The following is a 19,406-nucleotide window of genomic DNA, read 5'->3' as shown; positions in this document are numbered from 1 at the left end:
GCAGCGCCATGGTAGGGGGAGTTCTGAAAAGACAACTATATATATTTATATCGCGTGTTGCGGTTTGTTGCGGGGCGGGGTTGAAGTGTTGCCATCCTTGGCAAACACTTCTTAGTGCGTTGACGTTGATAACGTCTAATGAAATCAAGAGTTCAAGTAATAGGGCAATACGATCAGTGATTGCTTAGTAAGGAGGCTGCGCCCGCTCCACTGAAGAGTCCTGCGCTCACCCGGTTAAACCAACTTTGTCCTTTGCCACTGCGTAAATACCTGGCCGCACCATGAGCGCCCAGCCCATAAGCTAATTTGCACAGCAGATCCAGCACAGTCCAGGTCGCAATCATCATCAGCAACTGCGGCAGGAACGGTTGTTCGGCGCTCAGAAACTGCGGCAGGAAAGCAGCAAAGAACAAAATATCCTTCGGATTGCTCGCGCCCAACACGAATGCGCGTCCGAAGAGGGCACGAAAACGTGGCACCGGTGCAGCCTGGGGCACTTCAGCGCCAACCGATGGCTGGCGCGATTGCTGCCAGCTCTGCCAGGCGAGGTAGAACAGGTACAGCGCACCAACGATTTTCAGCGCGCTAAACAACTGTTCCGATGCCAGCAACAGGGCGCCCAGGCCCAGCGCCGAGGCACTGAGCAGGCAGATCGAGGCAATAACGCCCCCCAGGAACGCCGGGTAAGAGCGGCGCAAACCGTAATTCAGACTGTTGCTGATCATCAGCAAAGACAGGGGCCCCGGGATCAGGATCACCACCAGCGCAGCGCCGCTGAACAGCAGCCAGGTTTCCAGACTCATCACTTTCCTCCATTTGTGCAAAAGCCCCACCCGACGGGGTGAGGCTGATTTGAAACACTGACGCCGTAACGCTTACAAGAAAATAAACTTGGCGATGAAGATCGCGCACAACACCCACAGACTGACAGAAATTTCCTTGTGCTTGCCGGTGAAGGCTTTCAGGACCACGTAGGTGATAAAGCCCAGCGCGATGCCATCGGCAACCGAGAACGTCAGCGGCATCATGATCGCAGTGACGATCGCCGGAATGCTGTCGGTCGCTTCGTCCCATTCGATGTGCGCCATGCCGCCCATCATCAGCATCGCCACATAAATCAGCGCACCCGCTGTTGCATAAGCAGGGATCATGCCCGCCAGTGGAGCGAAGAACATGGCTGCAATAAATAACACACCCACGGTGACGGCGGTAAGACCAGTCCGACCACCCGCCGCTACGCCAGCGGCACTTTCCACATAGCTTGTGACGGGTGGGACGCCGACTACAGCGCCAAACACGCTGGAAGCACTGTCAGCTTTCATGGCGCGAGAAAGGTTTTCGATCCGGCCGTCCGCGTTCACCAGGTTGGCGCGCTGGGCGACGCCCATCAGGGTGCCGGCGGTGTCGAACATGTGCACGAAGAGGAAGGCCAGCACCACGCTGATCATGCTGACGTTGAACACGCCGGCAACATTCATGGCCATCCAGGTGGGCGCCAGGCTTGGCGGGGCAGACATGATGCCTTCGTAGTGGACGAGGCCCAGGCCCCAGCCCGCGAGGGTCACGGTGATGATGCTGATGAGGATCGCACCGAACACTTTGTGGTAGCTGAGCACGGCGATCATCAGGAAGCAGATGGCGGCCAGCAACGGGCCGGGCTCGCGCAGGGAGCCGAGCTTGATCAGGGTGGCCGGGCTATCAACGACAATGCCGGCGGTTTTCAGGCCGATCAACCCAAGAAACAGCCCCACGCCGGCGCCCATGGCGTAGCGCAGACTCACAGGAATGCTGTTGAGCAACCATTCGCGAATCCGCGAAAAGGTCAGGAACATGAACAACACACCGGAAACAAACACCGCGCCAAGGGCGGTTTCCCAGTTGTAGCCCATGGTGCCGACCACGGTGTAAGTGAAGAAGGCGTTCAGCCCCATGCCCGGTGCCAGGCCGACCGGCCAGTTGGCATACAGGCCCATTAACAGGCAACCGAGCGCAGCAGCGATACAGGTCGCGACGAACGCGGCACCGTGATCGATCCCGGCGTCGGCCATGATGTTGGGGTTGACGAAGATGATGTAGGCCATGGTGATGAAGGTTGTCAGACCGGCAATCAGCTCGGTCTTCACCGTGGTGCCGTGCAAGCTGAGTTTGAAAATGCGCTCAAGCAAGCCATTGCGTAACGGCGGCGAGAGTTCCAGCGTCGGGGCTTCGGATTTGCGGCTTTCCACAGCGAATACTCCTCAAGAGTTTTATTGTTATTTCCAGGGCCGGACCCATGAGGGTGGCAGCGGCCCTTTGAGGCACTTGCGAATTTGTTGACCGGCTGGTCAGAAACTCGCACGAAGTGGATTATGCTTTTGTATACAAATAAAGCAAATAATGTTTTTGATTTTGTAGACGAAAAGTTTGGCAATAGGGATATATCGCCGGGAGGGAGACCTTCGTCGTACCGCTGACCGAGCCCGGCTCGCATCACAAGCAAGCGGGGAAACGACTGGGGGGGAGGGTAGAAACGAATAAACCGGCCAATGGGCCGGTTTATTTTTGTTCGAGATCCGCCGTGTCAGGCAGCTGCGAACCGCTTATCCAGATAATCAATAATCACCTTGGACTCATACATCCAGGTGGTCTGCCCATTTTCTTCAATGCGCAGGCACGGCACCTTGATCTTGCCGCCTTGCTCCAGCAGGGTCTGGCGATCCTGTTCGTTGTTCTTCGCATCGCGCAACGTTACCGGCACATTCAGACGACGCAGGGTGCGACGGGTTTTCACACAGAACGGGCAGGCGTGGAACTGATACAGCGTCAGGTCCTTGGCCGCTGTTTCGACCTGAGCCTGAGCGGCGGCGGGGCGCTGCTTCTTGCCTGGGCGAGTAATGAAGTCGATGAAGATGATCAGTTGGCCAAGGCCGACACGAAGCGCTTTTACGAACACGGAATAAGCCTCACAGGGCGAACGGAAGGCGCGCAGCTTACCTGATTTTTCACAGACGAAAAAAAACCGGCGATGAATGCCGGTTTTCTTCGTGTAACGAATTACTTGATCAGGCTGAGAAACTCGCTGCGTGTCGCGGCGTTTTCGCGGAACTCACCCAGCATCACCGACGTGATCATCGACGAATTCTGCTTTTCCACACCGCGCATCATCATGCACATGTGCTTGGCCTCGATCACCACCGCAACGCCCAGGGCACCGGTGACTTGCTGGACCGCATCGGCGATCTGGCGGCTGAGGTTTTCCTGGATCTGCAGGCGGCGAGCGTACATATCGACGATTCGCGCGACTTTCGACAGGCCCAATACTTTGCCGCTCGGGATGTAGGCGACGTGAGCCTTGCCGATGAACGGCAGCAGGTGGTGTTCGCACAACGAGTAAAGCTCGATGTCCTTGACCAGCACCATTTCGCTGTTGTCGGAGCTGAACAAGGCACCGTTGGTGACTTCTTCCAGTGTCTGTTCATAGCCGCGGCAAAGGTACTGCATGGCTTTGGCGGCACGCTTTGGCGTGTCGAGCAGGCCCTCGCGGGAGACGTCCTCGCCCAATTGGCCGAGAATCGCGGTGTAATTCTGTTCCAGGGACATGAAACTACCTGTGGGGATTTTCGCAAAGGGCAAGGGTACGGTGGCAAACACGGCGCTGCAAGCGTGAAGCGACAGCTTTACTCGTCACGACCTTCCATCATGGTCCGTTTGAGCATCACATACACCGCGCCGGCACCGCCATGTTTCGGTTGGCAAGAGGTGAAGCCGAGTACTTGGGAATGCTGACGCAACCACGTGTTGACGTGGCTTTTGATCATCGGCCGCTTGCCGTCCAGACGCACGGCTTTGCCGTGGGTGACACGCACACAGCGGATTTCGAATTTGGTTGCTTCAGCCAGGAACGCCCAGAGGGTTTCCCGGGCTTTTTCCACCGTCATGCCGTGCAGGTCGAGGCTGCCTTCGAACGGAATCTGTCCGATCTTGAGCTTGCGTATCTGGCTTTCCTGAACGCCGTCACGGGCCCACATCAACTCGTCTTCCGGGCCGACGTCGATCACGAACTGATCGGACAGACCATCAACGGTGGTGGCATCGGTGCGAACGGTCGCGGCCTGACGCAACTTGGCGATTTGCGCGCGGTCGGCCTTGGGTTTGCCGGTTTCGGCGCGATCGTGCTTGATCGGCTTGACGCCTTGGATCGCACTTTTGAACAGGGAAAAATCGTCGTCTTGCATGTCAGCCTCCGCGAAGGGCGGCCAGTTTACCCAAGTCGAGGCACTATCCATAACAATTGAGGCCCGCCTAAAAGCCGGGCCTTCGATTCAATCGTGTTTTTTCATCAGGTGCGGGGACATGTTCAGCTCTCGCGATTGGCGCGAACGACGCCGGCAACGACGCCACAGCCACACACCGATATAAAGCACAAACAGGCCAACCGCCAGAGTGATCGCCGAGCCCAGCGGGCTGGCATTCAATTCGCCCAGGGCCGGAGGGCGGCCGAGCAGGCTGGCGGCGCCGGCCATTGCCAGCAACACACCGCACGTCGCCAGCAAGGCAGCAAAGGCTGCGCCGAATCGAAAACGCCAGTTGCGTTGGCCCTTGGGCCGCAAGCGGCGTGCGTCAAAACCATCGGATAACTTCATTCCGACCTTCCTCAATGGGTATCGGCCCTTCGACCGGGAGTTGTCCGGGTTGTTCCTGAGGCTAAGTCAATTGCAGCAAATGAGAGGCTTTTGCGGATGAGCGGCGGTATTGACCGCTCTTCGAGGCCGATCAGATCAGTTCATGAGTGAGCGCGAGGGTGGCGAAGTTGTCCGCCATGATCGCCATTTCGGTGTGCTGAACATGCTCGGCTGTGAGTACGCCACCTTTGTAGGGCAGATCGCGAGTCGCGCAGGCGTCTTCAACCAGGGTGCAGCGAAAGCCCAGGTTCTTTGCCGCACGCACGGTGGTGCTGACGCTGGAGTGACTCATGAAGCCGCACACGATCAGGTCCAGGGAGCCGAGTTCTTGCAGTCGATCGTACAATGGGGTGCCGTGAAACGCACTCGGCAGCAGTTTGCCGATAATGGTTTCGTCCGCCAGCGGCTCCAGGCCCGGGATAAACTCACCGCGCTCGCCCTGTGGATCGAACAGCCCGCCCACGGTGCCGAGATGGCGCACATGCACGATCGGACGACCGGCGGCACGGGCAGCGGCCACCAGTTGCTTGATGTTCGCGACGGCAGCATCCATGCCGGTCAGGGCCAGCGGGCCGCTGAGGTATTCTTTCTGGGCATCGATGATGACAAGGGTCGCATGACCCAGATTGGCTGCTGCGTAACCGCGGCCGCTGAGTTGAAACATCGTTTTTGGAACGGACATTCTGGGGCTCCTTGGAGTGGGGCTTTTGCGACATTGTCCTCTGGCTGAGCGGTTCTGTGAATCGCTACTATCGCAGGCGCCGTCGTTGCTGGCGTGCAGCCTTGTCAAGATGCAGGTTTTGTTCAATAGCCAACAGTGAAAATGGACATGTCCTACATCTGATCTGCTGTTTTCCCGCGTCGTCGTGGCGCGTTTTGGCTGTTAGAATCGCCAGTCGTTTTTTCTGGAGTTTACCCCCGTGATCACTTCCCGCCTTCGTACCCTGCGTGACCATATCCGTTGGGCCGTCAGCCGCTTCCATGGGGAGGATCTGTTTTTCGGCCATGGGACCGACAACGCCTGGGACGAAGCCCGTCAACTGGTGTTGGGTGCCTTGCACTTGCCGTGGGAGATCGCTGACAGCTACCTCGATTGCGCCCTGGAAGATGACGAACTGGTCAATCTGCAACGCTTGCTCAAACGCCGCATCGAAGACCGCATTCCGACCGCCTACCTGCTGGGCGAAGCCTGGTTTTGCGGGATGTCGTTCATTGTCGACGAACGTGTGCTGATCCCGCGCTCGCCGATTGGCGAGCTGATCGAAAAACGTTTCGAACCATGGCTGGGTGCCGAGCCGGCGCGGATTCTCGACCTGTGCACCGGTTCCGGTTGCATCGGTATCGCCTGCGCCTACGAATTCCAGAACGCCGAAGTCGTGCTGGCTGATCTGTCGTTCGAAGCGCTGGAGGTGGCCAACCAGAACATCGAGCGCCATGGCGTTGATGAGCGGGTGTACACCGTTCAGGGTGATGGGTTTGACGGCTTGCCGGGTCAGCGTTTCGACCTGATCGTGTCGAACCCGCCTTACGTTGACGCGGAAGATTTCGCCGACATGCCGGACGAATATCAGCATGAACCTGAACTGGGCCTGGCCTGCGGTGATGATGGTTTGAACCTGGTGCGACGGATGCTCGCTGAAGCAGCGGATCATTTGACCGAGAAGGGCTTGCTGATAGTTGAAGTGGGCAACAGCCAGGTTCACGTTGAGGCGCTGTACCCGGAAGTCGACTTCGCCTGGCTCGATTTCGAGCGCGGTGGGCATGGTGTGTTCATGTTGAGTGCGGAGCAGTGCCGCGATCATCAGGCCCTGTTCGCTTCCCGCGTCTGACTATAGGGCGCTTTCGCGGGCAAGCCTCGTTCCTACAGGTCTTGTGTGTGCCGCATCATTTGGGCACGACGCAAAATCGGTGGGAACGTGGCTTGCCCGCGAAGACCGCGCCGCGGTCTCGGATCGTTACCGGTGCGTAGCAATCCAGATCAGTAACCCCGCCTGAAACACCGCAAACGCCACCAGGCACGTAATGGTAAAGCGCAGACCGGCGTCTTCACGCTTGTACTTGCTGACCTTCTCTTCGTGTTTCTTCAGTTTCACTTCCTGCTCGGCCAGGTTCTGCTCGGCCTGTTGAAGCATCTGCGCGGCTTCGAGTATTTCCACCACTTGCAGCTTTTCGCTGTTCCAGTCACCCAGCAGGTCTTCGACCTTTACTTCTTTGACGCTGCCTTTCAAATGCTGGGCGTCGGCGTAGACCACTTCAAAACCATGGGCCTTGAGAAAGTGATCGCGGCGCAGGCGCGTGTCTTCGTTCAACGCATCTTTATTGTTCAGATCCGTGCCGTCGATGGTGTAGCCGGGCCAACGCTTCTTCGCCCAAGTGATGCCCTGGGTGGCCATGAACCGGCCGATGCCACGGTTCATCGGTTCAATCTGCAAACCGCTTTCAGGCTCGAAATGCACACGCTTGGCGGTGTGATCGACCCACACGTCCAGATGGTTCTGCTCTTTGCGCACGCGCTGGCCGGGCAGCTTGATGCTCATGCGCATCAGGCTGTGGTCCTTGCTGTGGCGGTCGGCGTAACCGAATTCGACAAAGCGCAATGGCCGCCCACCGGTATTGCGGTCGGTTTGCAGCGGCGCCAGGCGGAGCATCTTGTGGTGCTCGACGTGAACGTCCGCCCACGGCAGCTCGACCGCTGGCGGTGTGTCTTTTTCAGCGGTCGTGTCGGTTGAAGTCTGGGTATCAGTCATAACGGCGAGATCCTGTCCAAGCTCTGCTTGTCGTCAGTCATAGCGCTGGCGACAAAGGCTTATCGGCCGTTTTTTTCAGGACTGGAGGGTGAGTAGTGGCTAACTGGTGCGAAGTCCGTCAATAAACTCGAGGATTCGCGCGCCGAGTTCGGCGGCCAACGGCAATTGCGGGTCCTTGTAAGAGGCCATTTGTCGTTTCACGTCGTTGGGCACGATGCGCATGACGTGGTTCATGCCTTCGATCAGCGCCAGTTCGGCGTCCGGTTTGGCCGCCTTGAGCATCCTGGCGTCACCGACGCCGACCTGAATGTCGTTGCTGCCCTGGATGATCAACGCCGGCATTTTCAATTTGGCGAACGCTGCCTCCGGGTCCTGACGGAACAGCGAAATCAGATACGGCTGCACGCTCGGGCGGAAAATTACCTGTAACTGCGGCGGCACGTTGTCGTCGGTTTTGCCGGCCTTGAGGCTGTCGAGCAGTTCATTGCTGCGCAGCATCAACGGCGGTGGCAGGCGATTGCTCAATTGCTGACGCAACACCTGGTCGATCGGCCGGGCGCTGCCCGACATGGAGATGACCGCGGCGGCATCGACGCTGGGCGCCGCAAGGCTGGCGATCAAGGCGCCTTCGCTGTGGCCCAGCAGAATCAGCTGGCCAAAGCGCGGGTCGGTTTTGAGCTTGCGGCCCCAGGCCTCGGCGTCGGCGACATAAGCTTCCACCGACAGATTGCGCTCGTCCGGCGTCGCTGCGAGGCTCGCCGCCACGCCGCGCTTGTCGTAACGCACGCTGGCGATGTTGTGTTTGGCCAGCACCCAGGCCAGCCGCTTGAGGCTGTCGTTACGGCCGCCGTCGGGGTTGTTTCCGTCACGATCCGTAGGACCGGAGCCGGAAATGATCAGGACAACGGGCACGGGGGTGTCGGATTTAGGCAGCAACAGCGAGCCGAAAAGCTCCCCGGTGCCGGTATCCAAAGTGATCGGGCGTTGCAGGACAGTGGCCTGGGCAAAGCCGGTAAACAGGGTAAGGCTCAAGGCTAGAACTCGCAGCATCATCACGCCATCATTCACAAAGGTGCCGGTTGGACTCGCGGGCACCCATAAGGTTCGAGGATGAACTACTTGGGTAGCCTGCGTATACTGGCGCGCATTACGTATTCAGGTTCATTTCACGGAGCGTCCTGCATGTCCGGCAATACCTACGGCAAGCTGTTCACTGTCACCACCGCGGGCGAAAGCCATGGTCCGGCGTTGGTCGCCATTGTCGACGGCTGCCCGCCGGGGCTGGAGATTTCCGTTGAGGATCTGCAGCGCGATCTGGATCGCCGCAAACCCGGTACCAGCCGCCACACCACGCAGCGCCAGGAAGCCGACGAAGTCGAAATCCTCTCCGGCGTGTTCGAAGGTCGCACCACCGGTTGCGCCATCGGCCTGTTGATCCGCAATACCGACCAGAAGTCCAAGGACTACTCGGCGATCAAGGATCTGTTCCGCCCGGCCCACGCCGACTACACCTATCACCACAAATACGGCGAGCGCGATTACCGCGGTGGCGGACGCAGTTCCGCCCGCGAAACCGCCATGCGTGTAGCCGCTGGTGCGATTGCCAAGAAATACCTGGCCAGCCAGGGCATCGTCATTCGCGGCTACATGAGCCAGCTCGGCCCGATCGAGATCCCGTTCAAGACCTGGGATTCGGTGGAAGAGAACGCGTTCTTCAGCCCTGACCCGGACAAGGTGCCGGAGCTGGAAGCCTACATGGACCAGCTGCGCCGCGATCAGGATTCGGTCGGCGCCAAGATCACCGTCGTCGCCGAAGGCGTGATGCCAGGCCTCGGCGAGCCGATCTTCGACCGCCTCGACGCCGAACTGGCCCATGCGCTGATGAGCATCAACGCCGTGAAAGGCGTGGAAATCGGTGCCGGTTTCGCCAGCGTCGCCCAGCGCGGTACTGAACACCGCGACGAAATGACTCCGGAAGGCTTCCTCAGCAACAACGCGGGCGGCATTTTGGGCGGTATCTCCTCCGGTCAGCCGATCGTTGCGCACTTGGCCCTCAAGCCGACCTCGAGCATCACCACGCCGGGCCGCTCGATCGACGTTCATGGCAACCCGGTGGACGTCATCACCAAGGGCCGTCATGACCCCTGCGTCGGCATCCGCGCCACGCCGATCGCCGAAGCGATGATGGCCATCGTGCTGATGGATCACCTGTTGCGTCATCGCGGGCAGAATGCCGACGTGCGCGTGAGCACGCCGGTGCTGGGTCAGCTTTAATGGCTGACCTCAACGCCGCTGCGGTCTGACGACGTGGCGGCGCTCCCATACTGGCGGCTCTCCAGTTTCTATCTGTTCTATTTCGCCTTGCTCGGTTCGACAGCACCGTTTCTGGCGCTGTACTTCGATCACCTGGGCTTTTCCAGCGCGCGCATCGGCGAACTGGTGGCGATCCCGATGCTGATGCGTTGCGTGGCACCGAACATCTGGGGCTGGCTGGGTGACTACACCGGCCGGCGCCTGGCCATCGTGCGCTTCGGCGCCGTCTGCACCCTGCTGACGTTTTCGCTGATTTTCGTCAGCCAGACCTACGCCTGGCTGGCGATGGTCATGGCGCTGCATGCGTTCTTCTGGCACGCGGTGTTGCCGCAGTTCGAAGTCATCACCCTGGCGCACTTGAAAGGGCAGACGTCGCGCTACAGTCAGATCCGCCTCTGGGGGTCCATCGGTTTCATCATCACCGTGGTCGCGCTCGGCCGGATGTTCGAATGGCTGAGCCTCGACATTTACCCGGTGGCGCTGGTGCTGATCATGGCCGGCATCGTCGTCAGCAGCCTGTGGGTGCCCAACGCTCAACCGGTTCAGGGCGAACGCATTGCCGGAGACGGTTTTCTCAGGCAATTGCGCAATCCCGGCGTGTTGGCGTTTTACGCTTGCGTGGCGCTGATGCAGGTGAGCCACGGGCCTTATTACACCTTTTTGACCCTGCACCTCGAACGGCTCGGTTACAGTCGAGGCGTGATCGGCATGCTCTGGGCGGTCGGCGTGGTTGCCGAAGTCCTGATGTTTCTGGCCATGAGCAAAATCCTCGCGCGCTTCTCGGTGCGTCGGGTGCTGCTGGTGAGTTTCCTGCTGGCGGCCGTGCGCTGGTTGCTGCTGGGCTCGCTGGCCGAATTCCTTTGGGTGCTGCTGTTTGCCCAGGTGCTGCACGCTGCAACATTCGGCAGCTTTCACGCCGCTGCCATCCAGTTCGTGCAACGTAGCTTCGGTGCGCGTCAGCAAGGTCAGGGCCAGGCGCTTTACGCCGCGCTCGCCGGCACTGGCGGCGCATTGGGCGCGTTGTATTCCGGCTACAGCTGGAACGCCCTCGGGGCCACGTTCACCTTTAGTATTGCCAGTCTCGCAGCCTTCGCCGCTGCCGTTATCATTGCCACACGCATGCAAGAGGACAGGCCATGAGCCTTACCCGTGAACACCTCGCCCAGGAAATCATCGACGCCGGGCGTTTTCTGTACGGTCGCGGCTGGTCGCCGGCCACCAGCAGCAACTACTCGACCCGCCTGTCGCCGACCGAAGCGCTGCTGACCGTGTCCGGCAAGCACAAAGGCCAGCTGGGTGTGGATGATGTGCTGGTCACCGACCTGTCGGGCAACAGCCTGGAACCGGGCAAAAAACCGTCCGCCGAAACCCTGCTGCACACCCAGCTCTACAGCTGGCGCCCGGAGATCGGCGCGGTGCTGCACACCCATTCGGTGAACGCCACGGTGCTGTCGCGCCTGACGCCAGGAGACTTCATCGAGTTCGAAGATTACGAACTGCAAAAAGCTTTCAGCGGCGTCTCGACCCACGAGTCCCGGGTGCGCGTGCCGATTTTCGACAACGACCAGGACATTGCGCGCCTCGCCGCCAAGGTGCAGCCTTGGCTAGAAGCCCATCCCGATTGCGTCGGCTACCTGATTCGCGGCCACGGCCTCTACACCTGGGGCGCGCGCATGAGCGACGCCCTGCGGCAGATCGAAGCGTTTGAATTTTTGTTCGAATGCGAGTTGAAGATGCGCGCGGTTTTGAACCGTCAAGCATGAACCGCAACGCATGAACCGTTAAGGAGTTGCCCTGATGAGCAGCCTGTCCGTTTACCACGTCTCAAACCCTGATCTTCCGAACAAGGTGCTGACCCATTTCGAAGACATCGCCTCGACCCTGGCCGAGCAGGGCGTGCGTTTCGACCGCTGGCAAGCTACCGCGAAAATCCAGCCGGGCGCCAGTCAGGAAGAAGTGATCGCGGCGTACCAGGAACAGATCGACAAACTGATGACCGAGCGCGGTTACGTCACCGTCGACGTGATCAGCCTGAACAGCGATCACCCGCAAAAAGCCGAACTGCGCGCCAAGTTCCTCGACGAACACCGCCATGGCGAAGACGAAGTCCGATTTTTCGTCGCCGGCCGTGGGCTGTTCACCCTGCACATCGACGATTACGTTTACGCGGTGCTCTGCGAGAAGAACGACCTGATCTCCGTACCGGCCGGCACGCCGCACTGGTTCGACATGGGCGAGCATCCGCACTTCGTCGCGATCCGACTGTTCAACAACCCTGAAGGCTGGGTTGCCAACTTCACCGGCGAAGACATCGCCAGCCGCTTCCCGCGTCTTGAGGACTGAGCCGATGCCGATCAAAGCGATTCTCACCGACATCGAAGGCACCACCAGCGCGGTGAGTTTTGTGTTCGACGTCCTGTTTCCGTATGCCGCCAAACACCTGCCGGACTTTGTTCGCCAGCACGCCGGGCGCGCAGATGTGGCCGAGCAACTGGCCGCCGTGCGCCGTGACAGCAACGAACCGGACGCCGACGTTGAGCGGGTGATCGAAATCCTGCTGGGCTGGATTGCCGAAGACCGCAAGGCCACGCCGCTGAAAGCATTGCAAGGCATGGTCTGGGAGCAGGGCTATCAGGCCGGACAGTTGAAAGGTCACGTTTACCCGGATGCCGTTGAAGCGCTCAAGCGCTGGCATCAGGACGGTTTTAAACTGTTTGTGTATTCCTCGGGCTCGATCCAGGCACAGAAGCTGATCTTCGGTTGCTCGGAGGCGGGGGACTTGTCGCCCTTGTTCAGCGGCTATTTCGACACCACGTCGGGGCCCAAGCGTGAAGCACACTCTTACGAGCGCATCACCCAGGCGATCGGGCTGGAGGCTGCGCAGATTGTGTTTCTGTCCGATATCGTCGAGGAACTGGACGCGGCGCGCGCCGCTGGCATGGCCACTTGCGGACTGGCCCGGGAAGGCGGGGCGCTGGCAGGGCATGTCACCGTCGACAGTTTTGCCCGGATTGATCTTTCCACCTTTTAACGTCGAAACGACTTACCTGTAGGAGCGAAGCTTGCTCGCGAAGGCGGCGTGTCCGTCAACATTATTGACATCTGCTCCATCGCCTTCGCGAGCAAGCTTCGCTCCTACAAAGGCTCAGTGCAGCTTCAAAAACAAAACAGGCCGTGGAGCGAAAGCTCTCACGGCCTGTTTTTTTACAGCGCGTTTATTTACACAACCGCAAGGTTCACGCCGAGTGATAGGTCGGCAGGGCAAACCGCTGCTGGCTTTGCAGCATGGAGATCTGCGGCAGTTCGCTGGCCTGTTCGGCCAGATCACGGCGAATTGCACTGATCACCCACGACAACTGATCGCCGGCATGCAATTGCTGGTACGAAATCGAACGCTTGAACACTTTGCCTTCGGTGCTGCGCAGGGTCAGCAGAATGCCACCATCCGGACGTGGTTGGGTGTTCACTTCGAAGTTGGAGAACAGGGAGGTAAATTTTTCTTGGATCAGGCTCATGTCTATCAGCTCCGTTAGCACTTGATTGGCAAGCATGGAGAGGTAGTTGCAGTGATTGTGCCAGCACCTGATATTTTTAAAATCCTTATAAATCAATGAGTTATATTTTTGGTGGATTTTCGCTTTCGTGCAATCTGCATGAATGACCATCGTGCATCCTGCATTTTGCGGGGTTGGCCTCGATTGGATGGAACCAATCACCCGCGCTGAGGTTCGCGATCTCGAACGCTCGGGGCGCGGATACAAAACATTTCAAAAACCGCGTGTACAGCTCAAGAACCGCTGACGTATTTTCGGACTCATAGACCGCCGCCCGACAATAAAAAGATCGAACGGGAGCAAGCATGAGCGACACGATTACCTGGAGCATGATGCTCCGCAAACTGCCTTCCATTGCCAAAGCCATTCCTCGGGTGGTGAAGGGCATGAAGGTTGCCAACGTCAAGGATCCGACCCAAGCGTGTGGCCTCGGCTGGACGTTCGAGCAAGCGACCTTGCGCAATCCCGATGGGCCCGCGTTGCTGCAAGGCGACGTGACGCTGAGTTATGCACAGGTCAATCAGTGGGCCAATCGCATCGCCCATCACTTGATTACCCAAGGCATCCGCAAGGGTGATGTGGTGGCGGTTTTTCTCGAGAACCGTCCAGAACTGCTGGTGACGATTCTGGCAGTGGCCAAGGTCGGCGCGATCAGTGCCTTGCTCAATACCTCGCAAACCCGCGACACCCTGGCCCACAGCCTGAACCTCGTGGCGCCTGCGGCGATCATTGTGGGCGAAGAACTGGTCCCGGCTTTCAGTGCCGTCCGCGAGCGGGTGTCGATCGAGCCGACGCGCACCTGGTTCGTCGCCGATCAAGACACCTATCGACATCCCGGCCATGCCCCCGACGGTTTCATCAACCTGATGAGCGCCAGCGCCCAGGCGTCCAGTGAAAATCCGACCAGCAGCCAGCAGGTTTTCTTCGACGATCCTTGTTTCTATATCTACACCTCAGGCACCACCGGGTTGCCCAAGGCGGGCGTGTTCAAACACGGTCGCTGGATGCGCAGCTCGGCGAGCTTCGGCCAGATCGCCCTGAATATGCAGCCCGAGGATGTCGTGTATTGCACCTTGCCTCTGTATCACGCCACCGGGCTCTGCGTGTGTTGGGGGGCGGCGATCAGCGGCGCCGCAGGATTTGCAATCCGCCGCAAATTCAGCGCCAGCCAGTTCTGGAGCGACGTGCGCAAATACCAGGCGACCACCCTTGGTTACGTCGGCGAATTATGCCGCTACCTGGTGGATCAACCACCCACGACCGAGGACAGCAAACACCGCGTGAGCAAGATGATCGGCAATGGCCTGCGGCCCGGCGCCTGGCGCGAGTTCAAGACGCGCTTTGCGGTTGAGCACATTTGTGAGCTGTACGCCGCCAGCGACGGCAATATCGGCTTCACCAACATCCTCAACTTCGACAACACCATCGGTTTTTCCCTGATGGCCTGGGAGCTGGTGGCCTACGACCACGACAGCGGCCTGCCGATTCGTGACGCCAAGGGCTTCATGCGCAAAGTTGCCAAAGGCGAGCAGGGTCTGTTGTTGGCGAGAATCGACGACAAGGCGCCGCTGGACGGTTACACCGATCCGCAGAAGACTGAAAAAGTCGTGCTCCACGACGTGTTCACCCGGGGCGACCGTTACTTCAATACGGGCGATCTGCTGCGCAATATCGGTTTTGGCCATGCGCAGTTTGTTGATCGGTTGGGGGACACCTATCGCTGGAAGGGTGAGAACGTCTCGACGACCGAGGTCGAGAACATCTTGCTGCAACACCCGAATATTTCAGAAGCCGTGGCGTATGGCGTGGAAATCCTGAACACCAACGGACGTGCCGGCATGGCCGCGATCACGCCAGCCGAATCCTTGGCAACCCTGGATTTCAGCGAGTTGTTGGCGTTTGCCCGCCAGCAGATGCCCGCGTATGCGGTGCCGCTTTTCCTGCGGGTGAAAGTGAAAATGGAAACCACCGGGACCTTCAAATACCAGAAAACCCGGCTCAAGGACGAAGCCTTCGACCCCGGCAAAACCGGCGATGACCCGATCTACGCCTGGCTGCCCGGCACCCAGACTTACGTGCAAGTCACCGACCAGATCCTGGCGGATATTCGCGGCGGCAAGTACCGCTATTGAATGTGGCTATGGCGGCTCTTGAGAAAAAAGAAGTGACAGCCTTGGGGCTGCTCGGGAAACTGTCGGCTTTCCGAATGACAGACAGTGGAGTCCCCGATGTCAGACCAAAGCCGCCAGATGACCCCCGAAGAAGCCGCTGAATTTGCCGAACAGGTATTCAACAAGGCACGCGAGGGCGATGCGGCCATGATGGCTGCGTTGCTGACCAAAGGCCTGCCGCCGAACCTGCGCAACCACAAGGGCGACACCTTGCTGATGCTCGCCGCCTACCACGGCCACGTGGAGACGGTGAAAGTGCTGCTGGAACACAAGGCCGACCCGGAAATCCGCAACGACAATGGCCAGAGCCCGATTGCCGGCGCCGCGTTCAAGGGCGACCTGGCGGTGGTCAAGGCGTTGGTCGAGGGGGGCGCACAAGTGGAAGGCTCATCCTTCGACGGCCGCACCGCGCTGATGATGGCGGCGATGTTCAACCGCGTTGAAATCGTCGATTACCTGATCAGCAAAGGCGCCGATCCGAAAGCCAAGGATGCCAATGGCGTCACCGCGCTGGACGCCGCGAAAACAATGGGCGCTGTCGACACCACCGCGCAGTTGCAAAAACTGCTGGCCTGAATACGCACGCTCCCCTGTGGTATCGAGGCTTTTATGGCGAGGGAGCTTGCTCCCGCGGGGCTGCGAAGCGGCCCCAAAACCATTCACCGCAGTAGATCAGGTCGACCGCTTTCACCTGATTGACGACTGCTTTGCAGCCGAGCGGGAGCAAGCTCCCTCGCCACGCAGTTTTGGTCTGCTCGGTAACTCTCTCCGAATGCGCTATCCTTCGCGCCCTCAAAATTCACTCGCTACAGGATCCGCCCCATGAAAGCCGCACTCGTCGAACTCATCACTAAAATCAGCTCCGGGTGCATGAGCGATGACGAAATCCTGAAAGTCGCTGACGAAGCGGCTCAGGCCTACGCCGATCCCGAGGCTTTTCTGACGGCCAATCCGGATATCAACTACGACGACTCCTTCCCGATTCCACTGGGCGAGTGGGTTGTAGTGGGCAGCCTGCCGGAAACCGTGCTGTTCCAGGCCGACACCTACGTCGACCTGTTCGCCCAGATCGTCGCCTCGTTCGGCCCCGGCGTTGATTTCAACATCAAACCCAAGCAACTGGCCAAGACCGAAGCCCTGACAGCGCTCAACCGCATTCAGGTGCAGATGGGCAGCATGAACAAGGAAAACGGCGGTTACACGCTGATGAACTTCAGCCAGTTGCTCGACGACGAACTGCAAATGGTGTTGGTCTACGGCAACGACGTACCGCGCGTGCTCGATTTGTGCGCGCAAGTGGGTATCACCGCCGCGCCATCGCTCGAAGCCCTGAAAATAGCGGTCCACGTTTAAAATACGGAACCCTCGCAAGGCCCGGCTATCCTAAGAGTGCACACCACTCTTAGGGAGCGACACCATGGGTTCCACGTTCAATGGCCTGATCGGCCTGATTATTCTTGTCCTGGACATTTGGGCAATCATCAACGTGCTCAAAAGTGGCGCTGACACAGGGATGAAAATCATCTGGGTGCTGCTGATTCTGCTGCTGCCTGTCCTGGGCCTGATCATCTGGGCTATCGCCGGGCCCCGGGGCAATGTGCGGATCTGACCCCAACACCGCCCCCCTGTAGGAGCGAGGCTTGCCCGCGAAGAACGATTACACGGTTTAACAGAGAGACCGAGTTATCGTTCTTCGCGGGCAAGCCTCGCTCCTACAAGTATGTGGGCGTCAGAAGGTTCGACCTGTCATCTTCCGCAACGTAGAATGCGCGCCTTTCCCGGTTAATCGAGCCGATCGATTGGCCATCATGGGCGGGTAACCGTCCGTTGCCACCGCATTCATCGGAGCACTTCCCATGAGCAACATCACCACCAGCGAATACCTGGAAACCCTCTACGAAGGCTACGGCCAGCGTTTTCGCATGGAAAAACTGCTGCACGAAGTGCGCACCGAACACCAGCACCTGGTGATTTTCGAAAACCCGCGCATGGGCCGGGTCATGGCGCTGGACGGCGTGATCCAGACCACCGAGGCCGACGAATTCATCTACCACGAGATGCTCACCCACGTGCCGATCCTGGCGCATGGCGCCGCCAGACGTGTACTGATTATCGGTGGTGGCGACGGCGGCATGCTGCGTGAAGTGGCCAAGCACCGCAGCATTGAGCACATCACCATGGTCGAGATCGACGGCACCGTGGTCGACATGTGCAAGGAATTCCTGCCGAACCACTCCAAGGGTGCGTTCGATGATCCCCGCCTGAATCTGGTAATCGATGACGGCATGCGTTTCGTCGCCACCACCACCGAAAAATTCGACGTGATCATTTCCGATTCCACTGACCCGATCGGTCCGGGTGAAGTGCTGTTCTCCGAAAACTTCTACCAGGCCTGCCGTCGCTGCCTGAACGAGGGCGGCATCCTGGTCACGCAGAACGGCACGCCGTTCATGCAGATCGAAGAAGTCAAAACCACCGCGGGTCGCCTGCGCAGTCTGTTCCCGGACTGGCACTTCTATCAGGCCGCGGTGCCGACCTACATCGGCGGCTCGATGACCTTTGCCTGGGGGGCGACCAACACCGCCTATCGCAAGTTGTCCCGCGAAACCCTGCAACAGCGTTTCGCCGGCAGCGGCATCATCACCCGCTACTACAACCCGGAAATCCACATCGGCGCCTTCGCCTTGCCGCAATACGTGCTGCAAGCGATCAACAAGCCAAGCAACGACTAAACTGAAGATGTACGCATAACCCCCTTGCAGGAGGGAAGCTTGCTCGCGAAAGCGGTGCATCAGGCAATACACAAGTTGACTGATGCAGCGCTTTCGCGAGCAAGCTTCGCTCCTACAGGTTCCTGTATGTTTTTCATACCTGCATGCGGTAATCCGTTTGAACGATCACTCAGGCCAAAAGTCCAGATGGATGTAAGCCCATTTGCGGGTTTGTTCGAGGAGGCACTGATGCAAAAGTGGAAAATCACTTTCGTGGATGATCACGGTGAAACAGTCGATGAAGTCTTTGAGTGCGACAAGTGCCCGGATAACGAGCAAGCCGCGAAACTCATCAAAGGCCGGCTCCTTCCTGTCGCCGCTGAACTGGATCTGAATGATCTGGAAGGGCGAACCGCTGATGCCAGCGTAAAAAATCTCAAAGCGCAGAACAGCATTCAAATCCTCGACATCACGCCAATCTGAACAACACCTGTCTCATTCTTATCCAGGCCTTGGCAGCGCCTCCGTCTTGGGGCTACTCTGCAATCGAGATCAGCGAACGGATCGCTAAGGTCTGGACTTGTCAGCTACATGCTTGCTTCCCACCGGCGACCTGGTTGCCGCATCGCTCGCACCAATCGGTTGCGCGTGCCGGGAATACGGAAAGTCTATCCATCATGATTGAGGGGGACGTTTCATGAGCACAGCCTATCAAGAAGACATCAGCAGCAGCGTGTTGCGCCGCATGAAAGAAGGCGGTTTCGATTTTTCACGGTTCCATCCCATCGAGTTCTACGCCATTTTCCCGGACGAGGAGCGGGCACGCAGGGCGGCAGGGCAATACAAAGGTGAATCCTTGAACGCGCAAATCAGTGTGCGCGATGACGGCGCATGGGCGCTCGAACTGAGCAAAGTCATGTACGCCACCTACGATGATATCGGCGATTTCGAACAGGGTTTCGAGGCGGTGGTTGAGCCTCTGGGCGGCATCCTCGAAGGGTGGGGCGTCAAGCAGGAAATACGAGGGCGTCTCGCATAACGTTATGAACAGTGACAACGCTCAGCAACGGCTGACCTTCGGGTTGGCCGTTTTCGTTTGTGGCATCCGCCCCTTGGCAAAACCCTGAAACAAGAATCCCGAGGCAAAAAAAACCGCCTGAGCAGGCGGCTAAAGGGAAGTTCGGTCAGGTTTTGCAGCGGATGCGCGGATTATCCGCACCGCCGGCCGGGCAGTGAAATCAACTCTGAC

The 19,406-nt window shown here is 58.9% G+C and carries 23 protein-coding genes; 13 read left to right on the top strand and 10 right to left on the bottom strand.

Going from position 1 to position 19,406, the window contains the following annotated elements; translation table 11 throughout:
- Window positions 1-173: 173 nt before the first annotated feature.
- The 7 genes from AC1ROI_RS18225 to AC1ROI_RS18195 all read right to left on the bottom strand — a co-directional run bounded on the left by AC1ROI_RS18225 (window position 174) and on the right by AC1ROI_RS18195 (window position 5,343).
- Window positions 174-803, bottom strand: a complete 630-nt coding sequence (locus AC1ROI_RS18225) for a LysE family translocator (RefSeq protein WP_010456665.1) — start codon at window positions 801-803, stop codon at window positions 174-176.
- Between the two features lie 72 nt (window positions 804-875).
- A complete protein-coding gene (locus AC1ROI_RS18220) occupies window positions 876-2,225 on the bottom strand; it encodes an NCS2 family permease (RefSeq protein ID WP_042932677.1) in 1,350 nt (449 codons plus the stop codon).
- Window positions 2,226-2,560: 335 nt separating this feature from the next.
- A complete protein-coding gene (locus AC1ROI_RS18215; protein ID WP_010456661.1) occupies window positions 2,561-2,932 on the bottom strand; it encodes a glutathione S-transferase N-terminal domain-containing protein in 372 nt (123 codons plus the stop codon).
- A 101-nt stretch (window positions 2,933-3,033) separates the two neighbouring features.
- Window positions 3,034-3,579, bottom strand: coding sequence for a GTP cyclohydrolase I FolE (gene folE, locus AC1ROI_RS18210; protein ID WP_003204506.1), 546 nt, complete (start codon window positions 3,577-3,579; stop codon window positions 3,034-3,036).
- Window positions 3,580-3,656: 77 nt separating this feature from the next.
- Window positions 3,657-4,214: a Smr/MutS family protein gene (locus AC1ROI_RS18205; RefSeq protein ID WP_010456652.1), complete on the bottom strand. Its 558-nt coding sequence runs from the start codon at window positions 4,212-4,214 to the stop codon at window positions 3,657-3,659.
- 87 nt (window positions 4,215-4,301) lie between these two features.
- Window positions 4,302-4,622 carry a hypothetical protein gene (locus AC1ROI_RS18200; protein WP_102595316.1) on the bottom strand — a complete coding sequence of 107 codons (321 nt, stop codon included), beginning with the start codon at window positions 4,620-4,622 and terminating at the stop codon, window positions 4,302-4,304.
- A gap of 130 nt (window positions 4,623-4,752) precedes the next feature.
- Window positions 4,753-5,343: a cysteine hydrolase family protein gene (locus tag AC1ROI_RS18195; protein WP_010456648.1), complete on the bottom strand. Its 591-nt coding sequence runs from the start codon at window positions 5,341-5,343 to the stop codon at window positions 4,753-4,755.
- Window positions 5,344-5,581: 238 nt separating this feature from the next.
- On the opposite strand from AC1ROI_RS18195, the gene prmB reads away from it, so the two are divergent.
- Complete coding sequence (gene prmB, locus AC1ROI_RS18190; protein ID WP_010456646.1) at window positions 5,582-6,490, top strand: 50S ribosomal protein L3 N(5)-glutamine methyltransferase; 909 nt, start codon at window positions 5,582-5,584, stop codon at window positions 6,488-6,490.
- A 126-nt stretch (window positions 6,491-6,616) separates the two neighbouring features.
- Here prmB and AC1ROI_RS18185 read toward each other — a convergent pair whose 3' ends face one another.
- Entirely contained in the window at window positions 6,617-7,408 is a 792-nt protein-coding gene (locus AC1ROI_RS18185) for a hypothetical protein (RefSeq protein ID WP_102595317.1), read from the bottom strand.
- Between the two features lie 99 nt (window positions 7,409-7,507).
- Window positions 7,508-8,461, bottom strand: coding sequence for an alpha/beta hydrolase (locus AC1ROI_RS18180; RefSeq protein WP_010456642.1), 954 nt, complete (start codon window positions 8,459-8,461; stop codon window positions 7,508-7,510).
- A 129-nt stretch (window positions 8,462-8,590) separates the two neighbouring features.
- On the opposite strand from AC1ROI_RS18180, the gene aroC reads away from it, so the two are divergent.
- The 5 genes from aroC to mtnC are packed head-to-tail and all read left to right on the top strand — an operon-like array spanning window position 8,591 to window position 12,752.
- The gene (gene aroC / locus AC1ROI_RS18175; RefSeq protein ID WP_010456640.1) at window positions 8,591-9,682 is read left to right on the top strand and encodes a chorismate synthase; all 1,092 of its coding nucleotides are present in this window, start codon (window positions 8,591-8,593) and stop codon (window positions 9,680-9,682) included.
- Between the two features lie 33 nt (window positions 9,683-9,715).
- Window positions 9,716-10,861: an MFS transporter gene (locus AC1ROI_RS18170; protein WP_010456638.1), complete on the top strand. Its 1,146-nt coding sequence runs from the start codon at window positions 9,716-9,718 to the stop codon at window positions 10,859-10,861.
- A complete protein-coding gene (locus AC1ROI_RS18165) occupies window positions 10,858-11,484 on the top strand; it encodes a methylthioribulose 1-phosphate dehydratase (protein WP_102595318.1) in 627 nt (208 codons plus the stop codon). Before AC1ROI_RS18170 ends, AC1ROI_RS18165 begins: the two co-directional genes overlap by 4 nt.
- Before the next feature lie 34 nt (window positions 11,485-11,518).
- Window positions 11,519-12,064 carry a 1,2-dihydroxy-3-keto-5-methylthiopentene dioxygenase gene (locus tag AC1ROI_RS18160; RefSeq protein WP_102595319.1) on the top strand — a complete coding sequence of 182 codons (546 nt, stop codon included), beginning with the start codon at window positions 11,519-11,521 and terminating at the stop codon, window positions 12,062-12,064.
- 4 nt (window positions 12,065-12,068) lie between these two features.
- Complete coding sequence (mtnC, locus tag AC1ROI_RS18155; RefSeq protein ID WP_102595320.1) at window positions 12,069-12,752, top strand: acireductone synthase; 684 nt, start codon at window positions 12,069-12,071, stop codon at window positions 12,750-12,752.
- 205 nt (window positions 12,753-12,957) lie between these two features.
- Here mtnC and AC1ROI_RS18150 read toward each other — a convergent pair whose 3' ends face one another.
- Window positions 12,958-13,236, bottom strand: coding sequence for a DUF3509 domain-containing protein (locus AC1ROI_RS18150; RefSeq protein WP_010456630.1), 279 nt, complete (start codon window positions 13,234-13,236; stop codon window positions 12,958-12,960).
- Window positions 13,237-13,580: 344 nt separating this feature from the next.
- Here AC1ROI_RS18150 and AC1ROI_RS18145 point away from each other — a divergent pair, with 344 nt between their 5' ends.
- The 7 genes from AC1ROI_RS18145 (at window position 13,581) to AC1ROI_RS18115 (ending at window position 19,196) form a co-directional block, all read left to right on the top strand.
- Window positions 13,581-15,407 (top strand): long-chain-acyl-CoA synthetase, encoded by a 1,827-nt coding sequence (locus tag AC1ROI_RS18145; RefSeq protein WP_102595321.1) that lies wholly within the window; start codon window positions 13,581-13,583, stop codon window positions 15,405-15,407.
- A gap of 96 nt (window positions 15,408-15,503) precedes the next feature.
- The gene (locus AC1ROI_RS18140; protein WP_010456625.1) at window positions 15,504-16,022 is read left to right on the top strand and encodes an ankyrin repeat domain-containing protein; all 519 of its coding nucleotides are present in this window, start codon (window positions 15,504-15,506) and stop codon (window positions 16,020-16,022) included.
- A gap of 246 nt (window positions 16,023-16,268) precedes the next feature.
- Window positions 16,269-16,799: a hypothetical protein gene (locus tag AC1ROI_RS18135; RefSeq protein WP_102595322.1), complete on the top strand. Its 531-nt coding sequence runs from the start codon at window positions 16,269-16,271 to the stop codon at window positions 16,797-16,799.
- Window positions 16,800-16,863: 64 nt separating this feature from the next.
- Complete coding sequence (locus AC1ROI_RS18130; protein ID WP_010456621.1) at window positions 16,864-17,055, top strand: PLDc N-terminal domain-containing protein; 192 nt, start codon at window positions 16,864-16,866, stop codon at window positions 17,053-17,055.
- Window positions 17,056-17,302: 247 nt separating this feature from the next.
- Window positions 17,303-18,178: a polyamine aminopropyltransferase gene (gene speE / locus AC1ROI_RS18125; protein ID WP_010456619.1), complete on the top strand. Its 876-nt coding sequence runs from the start codon at window positions 17,303-17,305 to the stop codon at window positions 18,176-18,178.
- A 228-nt stretch (window positions 18,179-18,406) separates the two neighbouring features.
- The gene (locus tag AC1ROI_RS18120) at window positions 18,407-18,640 is read left to right on the top strand and encodes a hypothetical protein (RefSeq protein ID WP_083376044.1); all 234 of its coding nucleotides are present in this window, start codon (window positions 18,407-18,409) and stop codon (window positions 18,638-18,640) included.
- A gap of 214 nt (window positions 18,641-18,854) precedes the next feature.
- Complete coding sequence (locus tag AC1ROI_RS18115; protein ID WP_010456615.1) at window positions 18,855-19,196, top strand: ribonuclease E inhibitor RraB; 342 nt, start codon at window positions 18,855-18,857, stop codon at window positions 19,194-19,196.
- Window positions 19,197-19,406 lie beyond the last annotated feature (210 nt).

The sequence above is a fragment of the Pseudomonas sp. GW823-FHT02C02 genome, from assembly GCF_058797635.1.
Note: the sequence above shows the minus strand (reverse complement) of the source record. Positions and strands in the feature narration are given on the sequence as shown.

Coding starts and splice junctions, on each gene's coding strand:
- AC1ROI_RS18225 (WP_010456665.1), bottom strand. CDS start 803: ATGAGTCTGGAAACCTGGCTGCTGTTCAGCGGCGCTGCGCTGGTGGTG.
- folE (WP_003204506.1), bottom strand. CDS start 3,579: ATGTCCCTGGAACAGAATTACACCGCGATTCTCGGCCAATTGGGCGAG.
- AC1ROI_RS18205 (WP_010456652.1), bottom strand. CDS start 4,214: ATGCAAGACGACGATTTTTCCCTGTTCAAAAGTGCGATCCAAGGCGTC.
- AC1ROI_RS18200 (WP_102595316.1), bottom strand. CDS start 4,622: ATGAAGTTATCCGATGGTTTTGACGCACGCCGCTTGCGGCCCAAGGGC.
- AC1ROI_RS18195 (WP_010456648.1), bottom strand. CDS start 5,343: ATGTCCGTTCCAAAAACGATGTTTCAACTCAGCGGCCGCGGTTACGCA.
- AC1ROI_RS18185 (WP_102595317.1), bottom strand. CDS start 7,408: ATGACTGATACCCAGACTTCAACCGACACGACCGCTGAAAAAGACACA.
- AC1ROI_RS18180 (WP_010456642.1), bottom strand. CDS start 8,461: ATGATGCTGCGAGTTCTAGCCTTGAGCCTTACCCTGTTTACCGGCTTT.
- aroC (WP_010456640.1), top strand. CDS start 8,591: ATGTCCGGCAATACCTACGGCAAGCTGTTCACTGTCACCACCGCGGGC.
- AC1ROI_RS18165 (WP_102595318.1), top strand. CDS start 10,858: ATGAGCCTTACCCGTGAACACCTCGCCCAGGAAATCATCGACGCCGGG.
- AC1ROI_RS18160 (WP_102595319.1), top strand. CDS start 11,519: ATGAGCAGCCTGTCCGTTTACCACGTCTCAAACCCTGATCTTCCGAAC.
- mtnC (WP_102595320.1), top strand. CDS start 12,069: ATGCCGATCAAAGCGATTCTCACCGACATCGAAGGCACCACCAGCGCG.
- AC1ROI_RS18150 (WP_010456630.1), bottom strand. CDS start 13,236: ATGAGCCTGATCCAAGAAAAATTTACCTCCCTGTTCTCCAACTTCGAA.
- AC1ROI_RS18145 (WP_102595321.1), top strand. CDS start 13,581: ATGAGCGACACGATTACCTGGAGCATGATGCTCCGCAAACTGCCTTCC.
- AC1ROI_RS18140 (WP_010456625.1), top strand. CDS start 15,504: ATGTCAGACCAAAGCCGCCAGATGACCCCCGAAGAAGCCGCTGAATTT.
- AC1ROI_RS18135 (WP_102595322.1), top strand. CDS start 16,269: ATGAAAGCCGCACTCGTCGAACTCATCACTAAAATCAGCTCCGGGTGC.
- AC1ROI_RS18130 (WP_010456621.1), top strand. CDS start 16,864: ATGGGTTCCACGTTCAATGGCCTGATCGGCCTGATTATTCTTGTCCTG.
- speE (WP_010456619.1), top strand. CDS start 17,303: ATGAGCAACATCACCACCAGCGAATACCTGGAAACCCTCTACGAAGGC.
- AC1ROI_RS18120 (WP_083376044.1), top strand. CDS start 18,407: ATGCAAAAGTGGAAAATCACTTTCGTGGATGATCACGGTGAAACAGTC.
- AC1ROI_RS18115 (WP_010456615.1), top strand. CDS start 18,855: ATGAGCACAGCCTATCAAGAAGACATCAGCAGCAGCGTGTTGCGCCGC.